We start from the raw sequence: 26,111 nt of genomic DNA on the forward strand, positions 1-26,111 counted from the left end.
CAGGAAAACTGCTTCAGTGAAAAGCTGTTTTGAACAGAGTGATGTGGTCAGTTGAAGTTAAGAAGCCAGAGAAGAACGGCTAATCCAAATAAAATTTCTTTACCACTGAACCATAATCCGTTCGGACTTCAAAGAAATAAATCCCGGCAGGCATTTGGTCTATGGCGATGGCCGGAGAGCTGACAGCATTGATGGATTGAACCACCTGTCCGGTAATGGACATTACCCGCACTGCTTGCACATCTTGATATTTGTCGATTTTAAGACTTCTCGATAAGGGATCAAAATAGATGGCCCCGAGATCCAAAGCTTCATTTACCGAAAGGGCCGCCTGACATTCCTGCACCTTTTCGTAGATCAACTCCTCGGATTCTGAAGTGAAGATTCTCTCCGTAATGCCATCGGGACAAATTTTGAATACGATGGGGTAGCCCGTTATGTTGTAGTCTTCAAATACACCACGATCGGGGTCTTCCACGTCAAAAATCGGGAATGGAGTTCCATCCAACCAATTACCTTGCGTAACCCAAGGTGGCCCGTCGCCGATGAAAGCCGCGTGCGAGTTCCATTGATCGTGCTCCAAGGCCAACACCACTAATTCATCGGTTCCTTCAGGGCCGTAAGCGTTGTAAAGGTTTTTTAATCGGTGCGTTTGGTGGAAGTTCCAACAGGCGGGACAGTGCGCGGCAAAAATCTCAAGGATGACCGTCTTTCCGTCCTCCAAGTAAGAATAGAGGTTGTGCTCCGTTCCGTAATAGTCGGTCAAGGTAAAGTCGGGCGCAGTGCTTCCGTCGGGAAGCTGTCCGAACAGGCTCACCTGAATCAACATTGCAAACGCGATTAAAGATTTCTTTAACATCTGCCAAAGGTACTGTGAATGATTGCTTCGTTACAATACTGGGAGTTTATAAATCAAGAGATATTGGTTTCCTTTCTTCTTGATGGAGAGCCTTTCAGCGTTTACCTCACACTCCTTACTTGCTCGAATTTGATACCCAACGTACGCTCGTAATTCTTCAGAGCCTTCACTTCATGGTGGTTCACAAAGCACATGGAAACCCCTTCTTTTCCTGCACGTGCAGTACGTCCGCTTCGGTGAGTGTAGTACTCATCGCTTTCGGGTAGTTCGTAATGCGCTACGAAGGACAGATCGGAGATGTCGATGCCTCGAGCCGCGAGGTCTGTCGCTACGAGCACACGGAGCGATTCATTCTTAAAAGCCCGCATCACCTTATCGCGTTCTTTCTGGAAAAGGTCGCCGTGGATGGCTTCCGTAGCAATGTTCTTTGCGATCAACTGTTGTGAAAGCTTCTTGGCCGTGGCTTTGGTTCGGCAAAAAATCACTCCTCGGTTTTCTTCCTCTGATTTCAAGAAGAGCTGAAGCGCGTAGAGTTTGTCTTCGTCATCACAGACTTGGTATTGGTGGGTGATGTTCTTGTTGACCACATCTTCTTGGCTCACCTCAATACGCTCAGCATCGGCTGAAAGGTGTTTTGAAATGATGAACTGAATGCCATCGGGAATAGTGGCCGAAAACAGCCATTTGTTCTCAACCACAGGAAGAAAACTTAGAATTTCGTTTAGCTCGTCTTTGAAGCCCATACTGAGCATTTCATCTGCTTCGTCGAGTACTACGGTTTTTACATAACTCAAGTCTACTGCGTGCTTTTTCACCAAATCAATCAATCGCCCCGGTGTGGCGACTACAATTTGTGTAGGCCGCTTTAATGCGGTAATCTGTCTGTCGATATGCTCACCACCATAAACGGCTTCAGCAAAGATCTTGTCGGTATACTTCGTGAATTTGAACAACTGCTTGGCCACTTGCTTAGCCAGCTCGCGTGTAGGGCAGAGGATGAGACCTTGTACCGCTTCCATTTTGGGGTTCATCTGCGCCAATAGCGGAAGTCCGTAGGCTGCAGTTTTTCCTGTGCCCGTTTGTGCTTGCGCTACCATATCGGTAGATCCCGCCATCAAAATAGGTATCACCTTCTCTTGAATAAATGTAGGCTCGATGATATTTAATTCGGCGAGGCCTTTAACGTAGTTGGAGCCAATGCCCAGTTCTTGGAATTTTTTCAAAACAGATGCGATTAATAATCGCGCGAAGGTACGGGAAAGTTAGTCGGAAAGGGTTGAATCGGATTTACCAAGCCGAAGATGGATGCAATCGAATTATGGGCTTAAGATTCTCCTCCCTTTATTTCTTCCTCAGCTTCAATTCATGCGAATATCCCCAAATCAAGTACGTACTAACAAGAATCCATATTACTAAATCAGACAAAGAAAATCTGCCATTTTTAATTGTATTGGCAATGACGCCTATCACCACAACTAGACAAATTGCTTTGGTAATCGGCCGCTTTTCGAAGTAATCCGATGCTTTGCTTAAAAGTCCTTGTTTCATTTTCTCCGGCATGCTCAATTCAACCTTTGCGCAAAATCTTCTCCATCTTCCTTCCCTTTGCCAATTCATCGACCAGCTTGTCGAGATACCTTGCTTTTCGGGTAATCGGATTTTCTAATTCTTCAATTCGGTAGCCACAAATCATTCCTTTGATTAATTCAGCGTTAGGGTTCATATTGGCGTTTCCATAGAAGGTCTCCATATTCACTTTGGCATCCATTAATTCACGGAGTTTTTTTTCGTCATATCCCGTTAGCCATTCTATTGCTTCGAGAAGCTCTGCTTCGGTGCGTCCGTGTTTTTCTATTCTGCTTACGTAGTGGGGATACACTGATGCAAAGCTCATTTTTGCGATGCGTTCGTTGTGTTCGGCAGTTGCTTTCATTGACTGATTATTTTGACGATTCGGTTGTAAAAGATCTCCGATAGATTCCAGTTGTAGCCTTCAAAATACGTAGGTCCTGTGAATTGCACAACTACTGCATCAATGTCGTTGTGGTACTCTGCGATGCTCTGATAGCCAGGTATAAGCCCGGTGTGATTGTACACATAGATAGAGGAGTAGATCTCTTGCTCCCCTTCGTCAAACAATGATCCATCATTCAGTGCTCGCAAGAATATCCCTACATCTTCGGCGGTAGCCAACATACCTTGATTGTCGGTTTTTAGGTCAGGTGGATACCCCACATGGTAGCCGCTCATCACATCGTCAATATTGACCTGACCAAGTGAAGCAAACGTGTTTTTGAGCTTTAGTCGGTCTAGGATTTCCATTTGAATATAGTCGAAGTGGGGATAGCCTAATACTTCGTTGATGATTTCTGCAAGTAGCAAATAGTTGGTATTACTGTACTCATAGCCCGAGTCGGGTTCGAAATTTGCGGGTAAGTCAAGAACCAGTTCCAAGTTCTCCTGATTGCTCTCTTTCGGAGCCGACCAATAATTGTAGGTATCGGTAAAGTTGGGAATGCCACTTCGGTGTTGCACCATCATTTTTAAGGTAATGGTTTCTGCATTTTCAATTCTGCCGATCAGTTTGGGCAAGTAATAAGCCAAACTACTGTCCAACGACAAGCGGCCATCGTATGCTAATTTGGCAACAGCCACGGAAATATAAAGCTTGCTGATGCTGGCTATCTTGAATAGAGCATGAGAATCGGCAGGGACTTTGTTTTTTTTATCCTTCCAACCGGCTGCGTAGAATTCGGGTTCCTGACCTGCCTTGTCGATGTAAAGCACCATCCCGTCAAAACCATATTCGATTGCTGTATCCATTTGCTCCTGCACTGAGTCGGGAAGAGGAATAATCCATGCTTTCACCAAAACCCACGGAACGAAGTAGAGTGAAATTGCCGTTCCGACGAGTAAGACAATTCTGAAAATAGTTTTGGATTTTTTCTTAGCCGTGGTCATTCTTCTGGCAGATTACTTTTTTTTGGCTTATTCACCAATTTGTAGATGATAAACAGAGGGATCAATGTTACGAGTCCCACTGTATGTGCCAGTAGACTATAAATCACGACTCCCACCATAAACCCAATGATGAAGGCATTCGTGATCAGATTGGACTTTTCTCTTTTCGTCTTCTCCGACGAGTCATGGTTTGAGGGTCCTGAGGCGTCCTTTACTTGCATTTTATGCTTTGCTTCTAATTTTTAAGTTAAGAGGAGTATCAATACTCTCCAATACCATTTAGAGCGTACTATCAAATTGGTATTGTTCCTCAAAATTAATCGAAATGGGGAATCTCTCCATCGCATAGCTGCCTTTTTAAGACTTACCTTCGCCACGGAAATAAAAAACCGTTTATGTCTTTCAGAGAGTTGGGGCTTGCCCCGTTTTTGATCAAATCCATCGTTCAACAATCTTACACCAAACCCACTCAAATTCAAGAGAAGGCGATACCCGTTATTTTACAGGGCAAGGATGTACTTGGTATTGCACCTACGGGTTCTGGAAAGACAGCAGCCTATGCATTGCCTATTTTGCAAAAGCTGAAAGGCAAAACCACGACTAAAAACAGACACATCAATGTGTTGGTGTTGGTTCCTACACGCGAATTAGCGGGTCAGGTTGAAAATGTATTTCGATCTTTTTCGGATGATTTACCTTTTCCATTTAAATCCTTGGCAGTCTTTGGTGGAGCTTCCATCAATCCGCAAATGATGGGGATGCAAAATGTCAATGTATTGGTGGCCACACCGGGTCGATTGTTGGAGCTGTCAGAATCAAATGCCATGCACTTTGACGACTTGAGCACACTCGTGTTGGATGAGGCAGACAAGATGCTCAATCTCGGATTTAAAAAGGAGATGGATCGCATTTTTGAGTTATTGCCCGCGAGGCGTCAAAACCTTTTGTTCTCTGCTACTTTAAGTCCCGAGGTGCAATCGGTGGAACGGGTATTATTGAAAAACCCCACCGTCATCAAGATCGAAGCTGAGAAAGAGACGGTAGACTTAATCAATCAAGTAGGCTATTTCGTGACACCCGAAAAGAAGGGGCCGCTACTGCGTCACTTGATTCTAAGCAATGATTGGAAACAAGTTCTGGTCTTTACTTCTTCTGTTTATCAAGCCGATTTGGTAGCTGATAAATTGCAGCGCAACGGAATAGATGCCCGGGCTACACATAGCAAGAAAAGCCAAGGAAGTAGGAGAGAAGCTCTGGCCAAATTCATCTCGGGAGATTTACGCGTATTGGTGGCTACGGATTTACTTTCCAGAGGAATTGACATCAACTTTTTGCCACATGTGGTGAATTACGAATTGCCGCGATCACCGAAAGACTTCGTTCACCGAATTGGTAGAACGGGCCGCGCCGAGAATCCCGGTGATGCTATTACTTTCGTCACCGAAGAGGACAAACACCACTTCCGAGTCATCCAAAAGAGAATGAAACGCTGGGTCAATATGATCGATGCGGAGAGTTTGGATTTGAAGTGATTCGTTCACTTCGAGTGAATTTTCACATTGCCTTAGCGATGGGGTAATTTGTATCGAGAATTCTTTTAACGCGATAAATTACTTCGAAATGGTTCTCGATGCATTTTCTGATTCCTACGTCATCACAAAATACTCGAACTGACAAACCTGAACGCTTTTTAAAAATCCTTTTAACCTTACAACTTCATCACATTGAATGTCTCCCGTCTTTCCTTGTCTACCAAAACCTCCACAAAGTAGGTCCCGGGATTACCGGTAAGCTTAAAACTCAGGATATCAGCTAAACCAAAGTTGTGTTGATTGATCAGGCGACCGGTCAAGTCGTAAATACGCACTTCTATGTTGTCGTAGCCTTCGCCGAGCGTCAGGGTCAAGTCCTGAGAAGTAGGGTTGGGGAAGAGCTGAAATCCCCCCGTGCTTTCATTGGTAAATGCCACCAACTCACTCGACGATTCCGTACCATCAAAGTCTACTTGCGTCAGTTTGTAATAGCTCAAACCCTTCAAAGGATCGCGATCCAAGAAAGTGTAATTAAGCACCGTAGAAGAATTTCCCGCGCCACTCACCGTGCCAACTGTTTCGAATTCAAGTCCGTCTTTGGTTCGCATGAGAAGGAATCTATCATTGTTAATTTCTGAGGCTGTAGACCAAGCGAGCAAGGCATCTCCGTTGTGCTCACGAACCCAGAAATCCAGCAGTTCGATGGGAAGAGGGTTTGCACAATCGGCGATGGCGTTGACTTGGTAAACGGTGGGGTCGGTAAAAACATCGCCCGAAACACTGTAGTCAAATCCCATCCAACGTAGATTCTGAACTGCAGGGGTACCGACAAGATCATATCCTGTATATGTTATTTCTCCTCCTGCTGTAGTTGATGGATAACTTGGAATAGTTGGTACACCACCTCCTAATTGAAAACTTCTCAGTCGACAGCCCGTCCCTCCGGTGAGGGTAACTTCCAGTTGCATACTGTTTCCAATGTTCATGGGAACGGGAGGCGTAAAGAGATATTCCTGTTTTGCGTTATCGTTGGCGGGGATTGTCAAGTCAATGGTTCGCACTGTGGTCGCAGATGACGCTAAGGTTAGATTACGTCCGGTAACGGTATAGGTGCACGGACCTGGTGAATTGATGAATTTTGAAACGATATCGACACTATGCCATAAGCCATTGTCTATATTGGAATTGAAGTCCATTGTAGCCGTTCGAGGACCGGATAAGTCATCTGCAGGTCCGAGTAGAGTCGGTCCAACGTCCGTTTGTGGAAGCGCGACGGTAGAAACATCTTGAACGTAATAGGATGTATTACTAAAGAGTGGAGGAGAGGTAAAGGTACTACCCATTCCTACTAGATTTGTGGTAGCGAGGTCATCATACCACAGGTATGTGCCAGGTCCGGGAAAGGTAAATGTCACGGGCAGTCCCGGACAAAAATACGCACTACCTAGGGTGAAGAAGAAGCCGGGCGGAGTGATGAGCTGCTCTACATCGTCAAAAAGGAAAGTGGAAGTAGCAGATCCATCTCCACTATTTCCAAGGTCAAAGAGGAATGTGAGTCGATTATAGGCATCGGGTGCGAGCTGATATACAAAACAAAGCGGTTCCCATTCTCCCGATACGGTCGTAACGGCTACAGCGTCAATATCCGGCTGTCCCGTGTCGGTATCTTCTATTCTCAGAGTTACATTGGTACCTACGGGAGCATCTGTAAAGACATTCATACAAATAATCGGGTAGGCGTCAAAGTTTAAATTGACGGGAAGGCGCACAAAAGCTCCTGCTTGGTCAGAACCAGGGTGACGCACAATTTGACCCACGGTGGCACTCGTATTGAGCCCACCGATTTGTGGGTTTGGAATAACGGTAGCAGCGCCGAAATCTAAACCATTAGCTCCACCAAAACCTCCGCCTAAAGAGCCGAAGTTACTGTCATCAATTTGGTTTCCTGCATTGTCGACACCTTCAAAATCCAATGGTAGTAAGACTTCATTTCCTGTTAGGACAACCGGTTGTTCTATATCGTCAAAATAGTAGGTTCCGTTTCCTGAGATACCCAAGTTGAATAGAAAAGTCAAACGCGTGAAATTAGTAGGGGCGCCCGGGGGATCAAAACAAAGGGTTTGCCAACCTCCTGAAACTGTGGTAAGCTGAGATATTTCAACAAAGGCGCCACCATCTTCCAATTTTAGTACTACCGGAGTGCCGACGGGAGCGGTAGTGTAAACTTTCATGCAAATGGTAGACGTGGCGGAGAAAATAAGCGGTGCGGAGAGATCCAGAAAGGCTCCCGCAAAGTTTGTGGCAGGTGTGCGAACCATTCGTGCAACCTTGACGCTATTATTGTCAACATCTACAAAAGGATTGTCTATTACTGTTGCAGTTCCACCACCAAAACCTGTAAAATTGGCTGTCGTTACGACCCCTCCTTCGAAATTTATTGGCAAAGTCACAACTTGACTATATGCAGATGCATGAAATAAAACCAATACGACTAGTGGGTAAATGTATTTCATTGTGGGAAGTGTCTAGTTGACACTAATGTAGGTATAATAGTAATGGAATGGTTATGTTTTTATTCTGCAATGGTGGTATCCTACCTAAAGAATAAAACCTAAAAGCATTTGTTTGCAGTCGTATTTCAGTTCGTAAAACCAATAAAACTGATATTCATACTGATGCCAATGAAGCACTCCTAAAAAGCCTACTGCTCAATCCCAAATTTCACATAGATCGAAGCTTGGAGTTTGATCTTTTTGAATTGAAGTAGTACTTTATTCTTGCTCTCTTGGCGTCCTTCCAAATTAAACTGAATAACTTCTAAATCCTGTATTTGAACGTTTGAATACCTGTCGTCTCTGACACCTTCATAGGTCTCTTTTACAACCAGTGCCTTACCTGTTTTCTCTCCTATAGCTGCCAGTAGGTAATCAGCTTTGTCTTTGGCCGCTTTAATCGCCATGATGTGCACTTCTTTTTTGAATTCCCTGATTTTAGAATGACTCACCTTGGAGATGTTGGCATCATCTATTTTCAATTCGTCCAGTTTCTCGAACACACGACCGACGGTGGAAGCGCTATCTACCATCAAAAGGTAATTGGCTACAGAGACTACTTCCTTCTTCGACCATTTCACGTTAATGTAATCGGCGTTGGCATCAGACAGGAAAAGATTGTCAGTAGAAACGCCTATTTCCTTCAAGGCATCCTTGAGTTGTCCTTCCTGTTCCTCTACCGTTATTTGATCTCTTCCTGATGGCCGCTCGCGAAGTGTTATGGAAATATAGATTTCATCCGGAATCACTTCCTTTTCGGCTGTTCCCGTAACTTCAATATAAGGATTTTCTATCTGGGCATTCGTTGTGTTTTGACCAAATGCGCATGCGCTAAAAAGAAGGAGCAGAGTGGCCGTTTGAAGTATTTTCATCTTTTTCAGAGTTTAAGGATAAATACAAAAAATCGAATTTAAGTTTTCCTTTCAAAACCGAATACACTTCTTGTTTTGGCAAATGATAGTTGTCCAAGCCCATACTGGTCAAGCATGGACTTGGATTTACCTAATCTCATCTCTAATAAGACAGTTTTACAATTTCTTCGATATCCTCGGGTTGTAGTTTTTTGTGCTCGCCCAGTCCTTCCCAACCGCGATCCTTAAATCGTTTGGAGATTTCTTCAGCGGTGCCTTCGTATCTTTCCGTGTACTTAGAGAGCTTGGTATCAATCCCAAGGCCGTTGAAAAATGCCTCTGTTTTTTCAATGGCTGCTTTCGCTTTATCCTCGAGAGAGCCTTCAGTTATGTTCCAAACCCTCTCGGCATATTGCGCCAGCTTTTCCTTTTTTGACTCAAAGTTGAATTGATAATGACCCGGTGCAATGATGGCCAGTGTTCTGGCATGATCGATACCGTAAAGTGCGGTAAGCTCATGCCCCATTGCATGTACCGCCCAGTCTGTGGGAACTCCTTTTTGGATCAATCCATTGAGCGCCATAGTACAGCTCCACATAAAGTTGGACGCTGCAGTGTAGTCGTTGCGATCTTTCAATATTTTGGGTGCTACCTCTATAAGCGTTTGCAAAATGCTTTCGGCAAATCTATCCTGCAGATGTGCGCCGGCAGGGTAGGTGAGGTACTGCTCCAAAACGTGTGTAAAGGCATCCGTAATTCCATTGGCAATCTGTCGGTGAGGTATGGATTGTATCACCTGAGGATCTAGAACCGAAAAAACAGGAAATAAACCTGCGCCACCCATGGTTCGTTTCTCTTTGGTCTCTGCTCGGGTGATTACCGCCCCTGAATTCATTTCTGATCCTGTGGCGGGCAATGTGAGCACCGCACCGAATGGCATCCCTTTTAGCGTCGGAATGTTCTTAGCGAGAATTTCCCAAGGCTCATCGCCATTGTAGAGGGCCGCAGCCGAAAGAAACTTGGTACCGTCTATCACCGAACCGCCGCCCACGGCCAGCAAGTAAGTGATGTTCTCATCCTTGATCACCTGAAGTGCATTTAGAAGGATATTGTATTCGGGATTGGCAGGAATACCGCCAAACTCGAACACTTTATGGTCACTCAAGGCACCCATCACCTGTTCGTAAATCCCATTGGTTTTAATGCTTCCGCCACCGTATAGAACGAGGACCTTAGCCTCTTGAGGGATTTCATTTTTTATGTTTGCTATCTGACCTTTTCCAAAGAGAATTTTGGTCGGGTTCTTAAATTCAAAATTGTTCATTTGTGTTTTTATTCTTTTGAGTGATTAGGCATCTTCAAGATAACAATAACCGATGTCATTTGATTAAAGTTTAACCTGTAAAATTGGACCGTAAGCCTTCTTGGCACTTTCTGCCTGCCGGACACTGGTCATTTCAGGGTATAGAATACTATTGGGTACCATAATCTGATGGATTCGCTCTAAGCAATGACTACTTCTACCACCAAACAATAAAAAATTCGGAGTAGGAATCACCGTCCTTTTGCCAACACAATCGGGCTTGCTTTTCGCTTAAGCTTTTGACGAGGGCTTCTTCGACATCTTTAAATTCTGCCCAAATCTTGTTGTCGCTGGGATCCATTCCCCATTCTTTTTTTAAGGGAATATGATAGGTCCTTGACGGATAGTCCAAGCCAGCGAATGTCTTCCAATTCAGGTAATAGCCTTTTACCGCTTTCGCATAAGCGGGGCTCAAAACTTCCTCGTATTCGTATGGAATATACAGTGAAGCCAAGAGGCAGAGCGCTTGAGATACTTGGTCTAATTCTATCTCATGGAGCCTGGTTTTGACATGTGGGTGGTAAAGAAGAGGAAATTGTTTTCGCTTCAATTTTTCCAATTTTTCTTTTAAAGAATCGTTCCTATTCGGACCAATCCAGTTTTTGATTGGTTCATCAGAAATGTTTGGGTCGAAAAGGTAAAACTTGTAGGCCAACTCCAAATGGATAAATTGATTGGTATCAATCTCTCGGAGTATAAAGTCAAGTTCGCCTACGGTTCTTCTCTCTTCAATGATCTGAATATTTTCATCGATCAGTTCGAAATTGGATGATGCCTTGATTAATCTCGAAACAATTTTTTCTGCCAAATGTCCAAGCCTTACGTTGGCCGGCAATGGAAATTTAACAGGCGATTCGAGATTTATTCCGGACAAATGAAAAGTCTTAAACCCCGTGATGGAAAAGTCCAGACTCTCCGCTCTTAAAATGGATGCAATTCTAGACTTGGCGTTCATTTTTAACAGTTCTCTCTGAGTCGATTTCGGGTGTTTTTTAGATATCTATTAGGAGGCTTTTTATTCCAAACTGAAAAGTAAACATAATTGAAAGAAGTATAGGTCGGGTAGGCTAGGGGCCAACTCGAAAAGTTTAGAGACGAGCCTTCAAACTTAATGACCCCATCAATCACTACGGGGTAATAATCGTCATTCTATAGTTAGTGGGCATGCAAAAAGGTCTCTGGTTGGTCAGAAATAGCGAGATCCGATAAGAAGTCAGATATCAGAAAGTTTGTGAATTTCTTTGATGATAAACAACATCTGGGGCGTGAAGAAACCCTTGCGGAAAACCCTATTATTACACTTTAACCATTGTTAGTCAATCATTGACAGAAACCATTGGATTTGAATTCGGATAAATCTACGGAATTCACTCTTCTTTGTGTGGCTATGTGCGACTGGTAAATGCAACCTTAAGAAGAATATAGATGTCAGAATCACGTCAACTCGCCGCCATAATGTTTGCAGACATTGCAGGCTTTTCAGCCATGATGCAAACTGATGAAAAGCGAGCTTTAGCTCTGCGGCAAAAGCTGAAAGATAAGCTCGAATCTGCCATAGAAAAGTACGATGGAAAAATCGTTAAATGGATGGGCGATGGAGTGATTTGCACCTTCAACAGTGCCGTTCAGTCAATTCATACCGCCATTGATGTGCAAAGAGCCATGCTCCAAGATCCGGTAGTTCCGATGCGGGTTGGCATCCACCAGGCCGATGTGATTTTTCACGATGGCGACGTGCACGGAGATGGGGTCAATATTGCTTCGCGCCTCGAATCCTTTGCCACAATAGGCAGCATATTCATTTCCTCCAAAGTTCAAGATGATCTTAAGAGCCAGAGTGATATCGAGACGGTTTCTCTGGGCAAGTATCTCTTGAAGAATATGGAAGAGCCGGTGGAGATATTCGCCGTAAGCAATGAAGGCTTAGTGGTTCCTGCGAACAAGAAACTCGAAGGAAAGGGAATCAAATATGTCAGTGACAAAATCTCCATCAAAAAGCGGACACTCCTATTGAGAATCGCGATTGTCTTGGCGATACTGGCGGTGTCGGGCTATTTCCTGATTCCGCCTTACCTCAATAAATTGAACGCCCGTAATACTTTGCTCCCCGCCATTCAAAAAATAGCTGAGGACAATTTCTACGTTCCGACTTCAGGCTTCGACATGGCGATAGAAGCGGAAAAATACATTGCTGAAGATTCGGCGTTAATAAAATTATGGCCGCGCCTGGCTACTACCATTTCTATAGAAACTGTTCCATCGGGGGCAGAAGTTTTTTGGAAAGACTATGATAAACCCGATGACGAATGGAGATCAGCCGGCTCCACTCCTCTCGAGGATCTAAAATTACCACGTGGTTACCTCCGCATGGAATTCAGAAAAGACGGATACCAAACCGTTGAGTATGCAGGCCCATGGGCCAAGTCCATCGGGCCGCAGATAGATACGGTAAAACTGGATGCATTGGAAAGTTTGCCAAAAGATATGGCACGGATTCCCGACAATGAAGCTCGTATGTACATAGTAGGCCTTGAGCAAACAGGCGGTAATGAAATAGAAGAATTTTTGATGGACAAATTTGAAGTGACCAACAAAGAATTCAAAGAATTCGTGGACGCCGGTGGCTATGCCGACACAAGTTTTTGGAAACACCCCTTCTATGCTAAAGGGGTTGAATACACCGCTGACGAGGCCATGGCAACATTCATCGATAAAACAAACCAACCCGGGCCTGCCAATTGGGAAGCGGGCACCTATCCCGATGGCATGGAGAGCCACCCGGTGACAGGCATTTCTTGGTACGAAGCGGCTGCCTATGCCGTCTTTGCCAAAAAGAAACTCCCCACCATTTACCATTGGAGTGTGGTGGCGCATACCAACAGAACCCAGTATATCGTTCCGCTGAGCAATTTCAACGGAAAATCAACCGTTCCCGTTGGCAGCCTCAGTGGTTATAGCGCTTTTGGTGTGTACGACCTTGCGGGAAATGCACGAGAATGGTGCATGAATGGAAGCGATATCAAAGGCCAGAATTATATTCTTGGTGGCGGGTGGAATGATCCCACCTATGCATTTAACGACAGCTATACCCAATCGGCCATGGATAGAAGTGTGGCCAACGGTTTCCGCTGTATGAAGCTTCTTGAAGGCGAAACGGCTGTGTCACAACTCACGGCAGATGTCGCTCCATTGTTTCGGGATTACTCCTTAGAAAAACCGGTAGACGACAAGACTTTTGCACTTATACTTAACCAATTCATCTATGATAAAACCCCTTTAAATCCTACCATTGAGCAGACGATCAATGGAGAAGGCTGGAAGGCTGAGAAAATAGTCTACGATGCGGGATACAACAATGAGGAGATGGAAGCATGGCTTTATTTGCCAGAAAAGGCAGAAGGACCATATCAACCCATTGTTTTCTTCCCAGGTTCGAATGGTATCTACTCCACCCAATATGACCCCGAGTATGCACCACGCCTTATGAGTTTTGTGATGAAAAGCGGACGTGCACTGGTGGTACCGATTTTCAAAGGAACACATGATCGCCATGACGACTTGAAATCAGACCTTCCCGACGAAACTGTATTCTATAAGGATCATTTAATCATGTGGGGCAAAGAAGTACAGCGAACGATTGATTATCTCGAAACGAGATCGGATATACAAGCAGATAAGATCGGATATTTAGGTTGGAGTTGGGGTGGCTATATGGGTGGAATCATGCCGGCTATTGATAAAAGAATCAAAGCCAGTGTACTGAATGTGGGTGGTATGGTGATGAATAAATCACTCCCTGAAGCTGATCAGCTCAACTACCTGCCTCGTGTTACTCAGCCTACGCTGATGCTAAACGGCAAGCACGATATGTTTTTTCCTGCAGAAACTTCACAGAAACCCATGTTTGAATTTCTGGGCACCCCAGATGCGCATAAAAAACGCATTGTTTATGAAGCAGGACACCTTGTGCCCCGTGTGGGTTTTATGAAGGAGTCACTAGCCTGGTATGATCGCTATTTGGGTGAAGTGAAGTGAGATTGATAAATTCAAAAAGAGACTAATTCATGATTAAGTTCTTCCGCACCATCCGCCAAAACCTTCTAACGCAAGGCCGCGTGACTCGTTATGCTACCTATGCCATTGGCGAAATTGTCCTGGTGGTGATTGGAATCCTGATCGCTTTACAGATTAATACTTGGAACCAAGACAATCAGCGCGCTAAACTTGAGAAGGGTATTCTGATCGAAATCGACAACAACCTAAAGGGAGACCTCATTGATGTACAGGACGAAATAGCAAGCTTTAAAACCATATTGCGGGTTGATTCTGTGCTTATCGAACATTTTCGGGCAAAACGTCCCTTTAATGATTCCATAGCGGCCTATTTGCATATTGTTGCTATAAGTCCCCATCTCTCGCCAGGTCAAAATGGATATAAGCTTTTGGAGTCAAAAGGAATAGACATCATTTCCAACGACTCTCTTCGCATGATGATCTCAAATCTCTACGAGCGGAATTATTCCTACTACATGACATATGCAGCTGAACGCTTTGATATGCTCCGATTCCAAATACACCCATATTGGACTGATCAATTTTTCATTGAAAAGTATGAGAAATGGCCTTACAGTAAACGGGTTGCGATAAATTATGATGAGCTGCTGGATGACCCGCAGCTCATTGCAAGGTTACAAAACAGTTCGTACCAGGCTTCAATCATGTTGAGCAAGTCGCTCCACCTGAATAGGCAAATTGAAACCGTTCGAGAAGGTATCCGGGATTTTTTAGAAGATAACTAATCAAGTAACAGCCAAACATGTTAAAATTCTTCCGTAAAACTCGCCAAAACCTGCTCGCCCAGAACCGTTTTACACGCTACCTGGTGTACGCTCTGGGTGAAATTTTTCTTGTGGTAATCGGAATCCTGATCGCACTGCAATTGAACAATTGGAACGCAGAGCAGAAAGCAGCGAAAGAGGAATTAAAACTTTTGCAGGAAATGCGCCACAATCTGCACAGCGATTTGGAAGATTGCTATTGGAACATCAACAAGCAAGTGGAGCTGAAATACTCCAATACCGCTGTTTTGAGGCATCTCGAAGACGGTACCTCCTTGACTGACTCATTGCGTTTTCACTACGGTAACTTGATCTATTCCACTACCCAAAGGCGAAACATGTCGGCTTACGATCACCTAAAAGCCAAAGGAATAGACCTGATTCAAAACGACAGCTTGCGAAGAAACATCACCGTCGTCTATTCCGAACGGTACTATTACATCGAACGGCAAGAGTTGGAATACGACAATGTCTACCAAATGAATGAGGTCATTCCGCAGCTCAATGCCAAAGTGATTTTAGACGAAGGTTCAAATACCGGAATGCCCATCAATCTTTCTGATTTAAAAGAGGATGAAGCATTCAAGGGAACCCTTCGAATGAATGCAAAAGTTCGGCAGTCTATGAGCAATCGGTATTCGCGTTTATCCGAAGATTTGAAAAATCTAATTGCTCATATCGATCAAGAATTGAATGATAGAAAATGAGCGGGTTTTTTAGGGAGATCCGTCAATTTCCAGTCGATCGAAGCCTGGCTATCCGAGGTAATTGGCAAGCCATTGATGCCATTATCGTTGATCTCATCCACATTTTCACCATCTTAACGCCCATCAATCATTTTAAACCTAATTGAGTATGACCTTGAGTCGTAAGGAAATCGCCGCTGCCCGCGAAGTGTACGAAACGTATTGGGATAGCTACTTCATTTGGAATATGGAAAAATTCGGGAGCTTAATTGACACCGAATTTACCATGATTGGAACTTCCGAAAGTGAAGTGAGTTTTGGGAAAGCAGGCACGCTTGAAATACTGAAGGCTCAACAGAATGAAGTTGCTGGAAAAGCCGAAAAACGCAACAGGCAGATCAAAGAAATACCTGTAGGTGACATGCTACAGATTATTGAGTTCTGTGATATCTATGTTCTGATTGATGCCGAATGGACCTTTTACTCAAAGTTCCGCCTATCCACTCTTCTGCACCAAACCACAGATGGCTGGAAGGTTTTGCAACAGCACGGTTCGGTACCCGATATGCGTGTCGAGGAAGGCGAAACAATCGCCGTCGATAAAATTAGGAAAGAGAATGTCGAGCTCCGCGATGCCGTGAAAAGGCGCACAATTGAATTGGAGAACAAAAGCCGTGAATTAGAGATTGAAGCTGCTTTAGAAAGAGTGAGAAGCCGCAGCATGGCCATGCAAAACAGTGATGAGCTCAAGGCGGTGATTAAAGTTGTTTACGAGCAGCTTAGTAACTTGAATATCAACCTCGATCACGCGGGTTTTGTTGTTGACTATTCCCCACACGACGATTGGCATTTTTGGATTGCCGATGACCGGGAAATTCCATCGAAAATCACACATCCCTATTTTGAGTCTGTTTGGGCAAATCAATTTAATGAAGCCAAAAAGAATGGGGCAACCCATTTTGTGACCCAGTTAAACTTTGAGGAAAAGAACAAATTTTACAATGAGCTTTTATCACATGTTTCCGGATTAACCGAAACATCCAAAGAGTTTTACCTAAGTTGCCCCGGACTGGCTGCAACTACCGTGTTGTTCGACGATGTTTCCCTTTACATCGAAAACTTCTCCGGAATCCCATATAAGGAAGAAGAAAATGAAATAGTGTTGCGGTTTGGGAAGGTCTTTCAACAGACCTACACCCGTTTTCTGGATCTGCAAAAAGCAGAAGCTCAGGCGAGAGAGGCCCAAATAGAAACTGCCCTCGAGAAAGTTCGCTCCCGAACCATGGGGATGCAGAGATCTGAAGAATTGGCAGACGTAGCATTTGTGCTCTTTGAACAACTTAGAGGATTGGGGGGAAATCTTTGGGGGACAGGATTTGGATTGTGTGAGAAAGACAGAGATAAGGATTCCTTCTGGTTTGCAAATGAGAATGGTGTTTTCCCGCCGGTATGTATTCCGAATACCACTGATCCTGCTCATCGACAAATGTTTGAAGGGTGGAAAGCCGACAAGGATTTCTTGGCCATAGAGGCTTCCGGTATGGATGTTAAAAGCCATTATAACTACATGCTTTCCCTGCCTGAGGTTAAGCCGTTTTTTCAAAAAATCATCGATGAAGGGCTTTCATTCCCTGATTGGCAGCAATGGAATGCCGCCTACTTCAAGCATGGGTATCTGTTGATAATAACACTCGAATCCTACCCGGATTCGGGCATTCTAACAAGGTTTGCGAAGGTCTTTGATCAGACCTATACCCGATTTCTGGATCTGCAAAAGGCCGAAGATCAGGCTCGTGAAGCCCAAATAGAAACCGCTCTAGAAAAAGTGCGATCTCGGACAATGGCGATGCAGCACAGCGACGAGCTGCAAGAAGCATCTTACTTATTAGACCAACAAGTTAGGTCGTTGGGGATACAAACTTGGGGGTGTGCATTCAATATTTATGGGGAAGAAGATTCTACCGAATGGTTCGGAAATGAGGCCGGTGTATTGCACACTTATACCGTGCCACGGAAAGGCATATTCAAAGAGTATTATGACAAAGGGCAGAAAGGTGAATCATTAGTGATAAACGAATTTTCAGGAAAAGCATGTGTAGATCATTATGAATATATGAGCAAACTTCCTGTTTTAGGAGATGTATTAAAAATACTTAAAGAAACCAACGACGGTTTTCCAACCTATCAAATAGACCATGTGGTTTATTTTAAATATGGTTATCTATTATTTATAACCAGAGAAGATGTCCCGGAAGCTCATGACATTTTTAAACGGTTCGCTAAAGTTTTTGAGCAGACCTATACCCGTTTCCTCGAGCTTCAAAAAGCAGAGGCCCAGGCACGTGAAGCACAAATCGAGGTGGCGTTGGAAAGAGTAAGAAGTAAGGCAATGGCCATGCATAGCTCGGATGATCTTGCCCAAACTGTAGATGTATTCTTTCATGAAATAAAAAGTCTAAATGTCTCTCCAAGAAGATGCGGGGTGACGCTAATCAATAAAGAATCCACCTTAGCAAATGTTGCGCTTACCTCGGCAACTGATAATGGTGACGATGTTAAACTCATTGGTCAGTTCGACTTATCAGGGCACCCGGTATTCGATGAAGTGTATCGGCATTGGCAAATTCAAGAGGAATATCATCCTATTCTGAAAGGAGAAGAATTACGTGATTATTACCAATTCATGAACCCTCAACTGGAATACCCAATTTTTCCAGATGATAAAGTTCAGTTTGGACATTATTTATATTTCGAAGAAGGGGTAGTTTTTGCCTGGACAGATCAAGAGTTTTCCAATGAAGATCTAGAGATCTTTAGAAAATTCAAATCAGTACTTAGTCTGACATATAGGCGCTTTCTCGATTTGCAAAAAGCGGAAGATCAAGCTAGCGAAGCCAAGGTTCAATTGGCTCTAGAGCGAGTGAGGGCGCGAATAATGGCTATGCACGAAAGTGATGAGCTATCAGATGCCGCTGCTGAAATGTTTCAGCAAATGGCAGACCTAAGTGTAACGCCCGAGCGATTGAATATCTGCTTCTTTAAAGAAGAAGAAAGAACACTTGAAGTCTGGCCCACCGACGAAAGTGGACTGGCAACCAACAAGCAATTTACTGCCAGCCTTGACGAACCAACCACCATTTTCAAAGCCTTCACAGCATGGAAGGAAAAAAAGAAATCAATCATCATAGACTTACACGGCCAGGAACTCGAAGAATGGGTGGCTTATGTGCGTGAGGCATTGGGATTGACAATAAAAGAAGAAACGCTCAATAACCGCAGGATTCATTCCATGGCTTTCTTTTCACATGGCTTGTTGATGACTACTTCTTCTCAACCTATTCCTGACAAGTCCCTGCAATTGTTGGAGCGATTTACCCAAGTTTTTGATCAAGCTTACATTCGGTTCCTCGACCTTCAAAAAGCAGAAGCGCAAGCTCGCGAAGCACAAATCGAAAACGCATTAGAAAAAGTCCGCTCCCGATCATTGGCCATGCAAAGTCCCGATGAACTTATTGAAGTGGCTGAGCTGCTCCGTGAAGAAATGGGAGCTTTAGGCGTGGAAGAATTGGAAACCAGCTCTATCTACATTCACGATCATAGCACCAACCTAACGCAATGCTGGTTTACCATCAAGGATGCGGAAAATCCCGAAAAGTCGGTTTCTGACCGAATGACCATGGACCTGGCTGAGACAGCAGTCGGACAGCAGATGACTGCCTTTTACCTCTCGCCCCAGGAAAAAGCATCCATCCTGATGAAAGGCGAAGATCGAGTGGAATGGATACGCTACTGCGAGGACAAGTCCGACCTGTTTGGTACCAGCGAGTTTTATGGGAAAACCATTCCCGAACGCACTTATCATCTCTATAAATTCTCCAATGGCTTTATCGGTGCAGCCTCTCCTGGTGAAATATCCGACGAAAGTTGGGATTTGTTGCGAAGAGCTACGTCTGTTTTCTCATTTGCTTACACCCGTTTCATGGATCTTAAGAAAGCCAAAGAGCAAACACGCGAAGCACAGATTGAACTCTCGCTTGAGCGCATTCGGGCCCAAGTCACAGGAATGCAAGAATCTTCTGACCTGCTTGACATTGTAGTGACCATGCGCACTGAGTTCGTGAACTTGGATCACGAAGCACACTATTTCTGGCACATGCGTTGGCTCCCTGAGACCTATGAGAAAGCCATGACCTCGGGTGATGGAACCAAGATCGGGATGGTGATGACGCTACCCCGACATATCCACGGAGATATTGCGACCGTCGCCGCTTGGGAAAGAACCAAAGATCCGTTCCATGTTTTAGCAATGGATGTTGATGTCGCCGTAGACTACATTGACAAGATGATCTCTCTCGGAGATTTCGAACGGGTTGATCCGCAGGCCCCATCGCTCGATGACATTCGCCACATCGGCGGGCTCACCTTTGTGATGGCCAGAACCACCCACGGGGAAATAGGCTTCAGTTTGCCCGGAGTCGTTCCCAATCCGCCTGAAGATGCGGTGGATACCCTTGTGCGTTTTGCAGGAGTTTTTGATTTGGCTTATCGACGATTCGAAGACCTCAAAAAAGCAGAAGCACAGATGCGAGAAAATCGGATTGAGCTCTCACTGGAGCGGATCCGCGGTCAAGTCACAGCCATGCAGGAGTCTTCCGATCTATTTGATATCGTGGTAGGGATGAGGAAAGAATTCATTTCATTGGGGCACGAATCAGATTACTTCTGGCACATGCGCTGGTTGCCTGAAGTGTACGAAATGTCCATGACCTCAGAAGATGGAAATCGATTGGGTATGGTCATTCAAGTGCCAAAAGTTGTGCACGATCAAATAGATGTGCTGGCTGAATGGGAGAAAAGTGATGACCCGATTTTTGTATTGCCGCTCAATGCCAAGGATGCATGGGACTATCTGGAAAACATGAATACCTATGGCCACTATGAGAAGGCAGACCCCAATGCACCTACTCAGGAAGATATTGAGCACATCGGTGGGTTAACATTTATCATAGCCCGCACCACCCACGGGGAAATCGGCTACAGTCTCCCGGGAATGGTACCCAATCCACCCAAAGAAGCACTGGATACGCTTATGCGTTTTGCTACTGTTTTTGACTTGGCTTACAAGCGCTTTGAAGATTTAAAAACCGCTGAGAAAGATTTGATTGAAATCAAAAGAGCTAGACAAAAAGCGGAGGATGCTCTTATCGAACTCAAAGCCACCCAAACCCAGCTCGTGCAGCAGGAAAAGCTAGCCAGTTTGGGACAACTCACGGCAGGCATCGCCCACGAAATCAAGAACCCTCTCAACTTCGTCAACAATTTTTCGGAAGTCTCGGTAGAGCTGATCGATGAAGCGCTGGAGGAAATTGAAAAACTGGATGATTCAGACGTGAAAGAGGAGATCGTCGAGATTCTGAATGATGTAAAAGGGAATTTAGTCAAAGTTCATACGCACGGCACACGGGCTGACTCCATTGTAAAGTCCATGCTCCAACACAGTCGCGGCGGTAGTGGGAAAATGGAACCGACTGATCTCAATGCCTTGATCAAAGAGTATGTGAATTTGTCTTTTCATGGGATGCGCGCAGGAAAGAATCCCATCAATGTCGACATCCAACTCGATCTCGACGAGGATATCGGACAAGTAAACCTAATCGGAGAAGATTTTAGCCGGGTACTACTTAACCTGAGCAATAATGCCTTCGACGCCATGCGAGAAAAAGCGAAAACGGCAACGGACTACCTCCCCGCCCTTTCAGTTAAAACCCAACGAACTCCGAACGACGAGCTCCGAATTACGATTTCCGATAACGGCCCTGGTATTCCAGAAGCTAATAAGGATAAAATCCTTCAGCCATTTTTCACCACCAAGAAGGGTACGGAAGGAACGGGATTGGGTCTGAGCATTACCAACGATATCGTGAAGGCCCATGGAGGAGAGATTACCATCGATTCAAGTCAGGGAAAAGGGACAACTTTTTCGATTCACCTACCAACAAAGGGATTATGAAATTCAGATACCTTCTGATTGTTTTGGCCACGGTGCTCAGCTGCATCAACCTCTCTGCACAACGGGAAGCTGTGACGCTCTCCACCGAAATGTTCCAACCGCATCAGCGCCTTTTCCTCGCTCCTCTCGATGGCTGGGTATTTCGAAAGGGCCATAACCCCCATTGGGCAGATCCTGATTTGGATGTATCCGATTGGAAGGCCTTCAACCCAACTCAAATCAGTCCGGAATTAGAAGATGTCTCAGGTCGTATCGAAGGCTGGTTTCGAATAAAAGTGAAGTTGGATGAAAGCTTTGAAGGTATGGACTTGGCTATTGGCCGACAGCTCTGGGCGGCCACCGAAGTATATATCAACGGCAAACTTTTTCACCGTTTTGGAAACACAGGAAGCCCGTACGAGGCATTTAATCCCATCCTGAAATATCCAGTCCCTGTTGATCTTTTGTCTGGTCAGGAATACACCATTGCCGTGCATTTCGTCGATTACGAAAGCACCTTTACCCAAAGGGAAATACGCCTAAAGTCCGAAAATCTTCAGAACTTTCTCAACCTAACGGGACCAGATTATGAAGCATGGGTGACTCGAGATCATAAACAGACCCATATTTATGTTACGCTTTCTTTAGGCGTATCCTTTCTGTTGTTTTTCCTCTATTGGTTTCTGGTTTACCTCAATCCCGATCAAAGAGTATTTCGAATCATTGCGTGGTATACGACGGTCGTCCTCATTGGAACTGTGGTGATATTCGGAAACACCTATTTTGAAATGTCTTATGGTATGGAGAAGATCAGGTTCGTGCTCTTTATAACATTCCAAGCCATTATGACCCTTTTTGGACTTTTTATCCTGGAATGGGTGCTCACTCAAAAAATCTCGAAGCTCTCATGGGTACTTTTTGCCTTATTGCTTGTCTTGAACATTCCGGCACATATATTCTCCATCTCTCAACCATTTGCAGTAGCTTTTGTATTGATGCTGGTTCATTTTGGACGAAAGCTCTTTGCGCATCGTGGTGCAATCAAAGGTGCGAATTGGGCTATTGTGGCGGCCGTAGTCATACCTACCGCGGCTATCATTATACAGATCGTTCTCCACAAATACTCGCTAGATCTTTACAACGAATACGATAAGCTTCTGCTATCGCTTAATATCCTCAGTCCTCCGCTGTTTTACCTCGCCTATATTTCCGTTCGGTATAAAGAAACCTTAGTTGCGGTTCGTGTTGAAAGCCAAAAGCTATTGCAAGTCACCGAAGAGAAGCGTGAAATATTGGCCAACCAGAATGCTTTACTTGAAGCGCAGGTGGAAGAGAGAACACGTGAATTGAAGGAGTCACTGGAAACGCTCAAGTCGACACAAGCCCAACTCATCCAATCCGAGAAAATGGCTAGCCTCGGAGAACTCACATCGGGCATCGCCCATGAGATCCAGAACCCGCTCAACTTCGTCAATAACTTCTCGGAGGTGTCTTCTGAGCTGGTGGATGAGACTATTGAAGAGGTGGTGGCAGTAAAGACAAGGCATGCCTTGTCTCAACAGCAAGACTCGTCTCAACAAAAAGACTCGTCTGAAGACAAAGAAAGCTTGACTGATATCACAGAACTACTCGGAGACGTCAAACAAAACCTCGAAAAAATCACCCACCACGGCAAGCGCGCCGATGCCATCGTAAAAGGAATGCTTGCTCACAGCCGCAGCGGAAAAGGAGAAAAGTCACCCACCGATCTCAATGCCCTGGCCGAAGAATACCTCAAGCTATCTTACCACGGTATTCGAGCCAAAGACAATACCTTCAACGTCGATTTCAAAACCGACTTTGAGCCGAATTTGCCAAAGGTGAATGTCGTGCCGCAAGACATTGGTCGGGTTCTGCTCAACTTGATTAACAATGCCTTTCAGGCAGTGGCCGCCGAAGCCTTGGCGAAGGAGGGCGGTGACTATAACCCTTTAGTCACCGTCAAAACCGAACGAGCTACGAACGACGAGCTACGAATCACGGTCACCGACAACGGTCCCGGCATCCCCTCCGACATCAAAGACAAAATCTTCCAGCCCTTTTTCACTACCAAGCCCACTGGCGAAGGAACGGGATTGGGACTGAGCTTGAGTTATGATATTGTGAAGGCTAATGGCGGAGATCTAACTGCAGATAGCAAACTAGGTTTAGGAACGGCCTTCAAGGTTGAAATACCTCTATAAAAATGAATCAAATGAAAATTCGCTTTACAGGAAAAATCATACTGATTATAATCATTCTTAGCTGTCCATTTAAGGCTATGCATGGGCAAACCAGTCGCGTAGATTCGGTACTTCAAATGCTTCCGGAAGTGAGGCAGGAAAATGGAATTGACACATCGAAATTTGTCCAAGCCACTTCTCTCATTGATGAGCTTACTTTAGCCGATGATGATATCAGTCAGATAGAAGAGTTTGCTCGCGAATTGGATCGCAAAGACGACAGATTTTTGGAATATATCGTTCGACACTCCATCCTATTAAGCTTAGTTGGTAATGACAACGATAAGGCAATTTCCTACGGCCAGTCATGTTTAGATGAGCTAGAACAAGAAAAATGGCCTTACTCAAACTGGATGCGAAGTGCTTACTTAAAAACACTGCGTCTGCCTTTCAGAAATTCTGATCGAATTAACGACGGATTCACCTACTTTTCCGAGAAGCTGGTTGATGCTAAATCCGAAAATGACAGCGTAACCTTGGCTGCTTGTCATTATGTATTGGGCGGTTTTTACTCGATTATCTCCTTACAAGATCAGGCCATCTACAATATGCAAAAATCCATTAGCTACATGGATACAACTATTGTTTCGAGACATTACTTCTTCAGGTCAAGCCCCATTGGCAGGAGTACATACATGAATAATAGTCACGTTCTTGGTTTATTCTATCAACAGGCCAAGGATTACCAAAAGGCCTTAGATCAATTTTCTTTTGTGATCAGCATGTGCGATAGCACATTCGACATGGAACCCGTTTCATCAAAAGGCGCAGCTGAAACTTATTTAGAAATGGATTCCCTTGCGCCTGTACCGGAATTGCTCGAGATAGCACGGTCTCGTTTTCCCGGTGACTTGACCGGCTCGTTTCCGGTCGTTTTAAATCAGATTGAAGCCGAGTATTGCATCAAAAAGGGAGACTTCGAAAGAGCTGATTCTTTGCTCCAAGCAGCGTGGGAGGAGGTGCGCAGAGAAAATATCCCTCCTTCTCCGTTTTCAGGTACCGTAAACCCCGACTATTATTTAGCTCTTTCCCATCAGGCGAGAAGCCAGTACGCAAAGGCCATTGAATTTGTTGAAAAGGACATAAAGCGTGTGATCAATTTGAGGGGGCAACTGCTTGTAGACTACAAGCTCTTGGCAGAGTTGAATCTACAAGTAGGAGATGGAGCAAAAGCAGCCCAAGCGTATAGAACCTATATCGATATTCAAGATGATATTCTAACCGAACAAGCAGCATTTAGAAAAAGCAGCTTTGAGCTAGAACAAGAAATGAATGAACGCGAAATTTCTATAGCGAATCTTGAGAATGAAAACGAGGTAGCCGGTTTAACAAGGAATTTCACGATCGGCTTGGCGGTATTATTGTTCATACTTGCTCTGGTGGTTTACAACCGCTACCGCACCAAGCAAAGAGACAACAATAAGCTCTCAGAAACACTGTCAAGTCTTAAATCCACCCAATCCCAACTCATTCAATCCGAGAAAATGGCCAGTCTCGGGGAGCTCACGGCAGGCATAGCGCACGAGATTCAAAACCCGCTCAATTTCGTCAACAACTTTTCAGAGGTAAGTCGAGAATTGATTGATGAAATGGAAGAAGAAATTTCCAATGGCAATATGGAGGAGGTGAAAGAATTGTCGAAAGACATCGATGCAAACCTCGAAAAAATTACCCACCACGGCAAGCGGGCCGATGCCATCGTAAAAGGAATGCTCGCCCATAGCCGAAGCGGAAAAGGTGAAAAGAAACCAACAGACCTTAATCGATTGGCTGAGGAATACCTCAAACTCTCTTATCACGGAATTCGAGCCAAAGACAAGAGCTTTAACGCCGATTTCAAAACCGATTTTGATGACAATCTCCCGAAAGTAAACGTCGTGCCGCAGGACATCGGTCGCGTTTTGCTCAACTTGATCAACAATGCCTTTCAGGCGGTCAATGGTGTTTCAAACCCCACCGTCACTGTCAAAACCAAGCGAACGACGAACGACGAGCTACGAATCACGATCACCGACAACGGCCCCGGCATTCCTCCCGACATCAAAGACAAAATCTTCCAGCCTTTTTTTACCACGAAACCAACTGGTCAAGGAACCGGATTGGGACTCAGCTTGAGCTACGATATTGTGAAGGCGCACGGCGGGGAATTGACAGTAGAAACGGAAGAAGGCAAAGGAACATCCTTCCTTATTCGATTGCCGAATCAATCAGTATAGCAC

The 26,111-nt window shown here is 44.7% G+C and carries 15 protein-coding genes; 7 read left to right on the forward strand and 8 right to left on the reverse strand.

Translation table 11 applies throughout. From position 1 onward, the window contains the following. Positions 1-79: 79 nt before the first annotated feature. From O3Q51_14595 to O3Q51_14610, 4 genes are all read right to left on the reverse strand, one after another. A complete protein-coding gene (locus tag O3Q51_14595) occupies positions 80-859 on the reverse strand; it encodes a redoxin domain-containing protein (GenBank protein MCZ4410048.1) in 780 nt (259 codons plus the stop codon). Between the two features lie 101 nt (positions 860-960). Beyond that, positions 961-2,082, reverse strand: coding sequence for a DEAD/DEAH box helicase (locus O3Q51_14600; protein ID MCZ4410049.1), 1,122 nt, complete (start codon positions 2,080-2,082; stop codon positions 961-963). 344 nt (positions 2,083-2,426) lie between these two features. Further along, on the reverse strand, positions 2,427-2,792 hold the full coding sequence (locus O3Q51_14605; GenBank protein ID MCZ4410050.1) for a DUF2200 domain-containing protein: 366 nt from the start codon (positions 2,790-2,792) through the stop codon (positions 2,427-2,429). Continuing rightward, a complete protein-coding gene (locus tag O3Q51_14610; GenBank protein MCZ4410051.1) occupies positions 2,789-3,820 on the reverse strand; it encodes a serine hydrolase in 1,032 nt (343 codons plus the stop codon). Before O3Q51_14610 ends, O3Q51_14605 begins: the two co-directional genes overlap by 4 nt. Before the next feature lie 395 nt (positions 3,821-4,215). Here O3Q51_14610 and O3Q51_14615 point away from each other — a divergent pair, with 395 nt between their 5' ends. Next, positions 4,216-5,352, forward strand: coding sequence for a DEAD/DEAH box helicase (locus tag O3Q51_14615; protein ID MCZ4410052.1), 1,137 nt, complete (start codon positions 4,216-4,218; stop codon positions 5,350-5,352). A 176-nt stretch (positions 5,353-5,528) separates the two neighbouring features. On the opposite strand, the gene O3Q51_14620 is transcribed toward O3Q51_14615, so the two are convergent. From O3Q51_14620 to O3Q51_14635, 4 genes are all read right to left on the reverse strand, one after another. Further along, complete coding sequence (locus tag O3Q51_14620; GenBank protein ID MCZ4410053.1) at positions 5,529-7,865, reverse strand: T9SS type A sorting domain-containing protein; 2,337 nt, start codon at positions 7,863-7,865, stop codon at positions 5,529-5,531. 188 nt (positions 7,866-8,053) lie between these two features. Next, positions 8,054-8,776: an SIMPL domain-containing protein gene (locus O3Q51_14625; GenBank protein ID MCZ4410054.1), complete on the reverse strand. Its 723-nt coding sequence runs from the start codon at positions 8,774-8,776 to the stop codon at positions 8,054-8,056. 142 nt (positions 8,777-8,918) lie between these two features. Further along, positions 8,919-10,079: an iron-containing alcohol dehydrogenase gene (locus tag O3Q51_14630; GenBank protein MCZ4410055.1), complete on the reverse strand. Its 1,161-nt coding sequence runs from the start codon at positions 10,077-10,079 to the stop codon at positions 8,919-8,921. Between the two features lie 196 nt (positions 10,080-10,275). Beyond that, complete coding sequence (locus tag O3Q51_14635) at positions 10,276-11,073, reverse strand: DUF1853 family protein (protein ID MCZ4410056.1); 798 nt, start codon at positions 11,071-11,073, stop codon at positions 10,276-10,278. Positions 11,074-11,543: 470 nt separating this feature from the next. Between O3Q51_14635 and O3Q51_14640 the strand changes: the two genes are divergently transcribed. The 6 genes from O3Q51_14640 (at position 11,544) to O3Q51_14665 (ending at position 26,108) form a co-directional block, all read left to right on the forward strand. Beyond that, entirely contained in the window at positions 11,544-14,153 is a 2,610-nt protein-coding gene (locus tag O3Q51_14640; protein ID MCZ4410057.1) for an SUMF1/EgtB/PvdO family nonheme iron enzyme, read from the forward strand. A 29-nt stretch (positions 14,154-14,182) separates the two neighbouring features. After that, complete coding sequence (locus O3Q51_14645; GenBank protein ID MCZ4410058.1) at positions 14,183-14,917, forward strand: DUF6090 family protein; 735 nt, start codon at positions 14,183-14,185, stop codon at positions 14,915-14,917. Between the two features lie 17 nt (positions 14,918-14,934). Next, positions 14,935-15,663 (forward strand): DUF6090 family protein, encoded by a 729-nt coding sequence (locus O3Q51_14650; protein ID MCZ4410059.1) that lies wholly within the window; start codon positions 14,935-14,937, stop codon positions 15,661-15,663. Between the two features lie 148 nt (positions 15,664-15,811). Beyond that, positions 15,812-21,652, forward strand: a complete 5,841-nt coding sequence (locus tag O3Q51_14655; protein MCZ4410060.1) for an ATP-binding protein — start codon at positions 15,812-15,814, stop codon at positions 21,650-21,652. Further along, on the forward strand, positions 21,649-23,853 hold the full coding sequence (locus O3Q51_14660) for an ATP-binding protein (GenBank protein ID MCZ4410061.1): 2,205 nt from the start codon (positions 21,649-21,651) through the stop codon (positions 23,851-23,853). The genes O3Q51_14655 and O3Q51_14660 overlap by 4 nt, the downstream gene beginning before the upstream one ends. Before the next feature lie 11 nt (positions 23,854-23,864). Then, entirely contained in the window at positions 23,865-26,108 is a 2,244-nt protein-coding gene (locus tag O3Q51_14665) for an ATP-binding protein (GenBank protein ID MCZ4410062.1), read from the forward strand. Positions 26,109-26,111 lie beyond the last annotated feature (3 nt).

The sequence above is a fragment of the Cryomorphaceae bacterium 1068 genome (genome assembly GCA_027214385.1).
GTDB lineage: Bacteria > Bacteroidota > Bacteroidia > Flavobacteriales_D > Cryomorphaceae > JAKVAV01.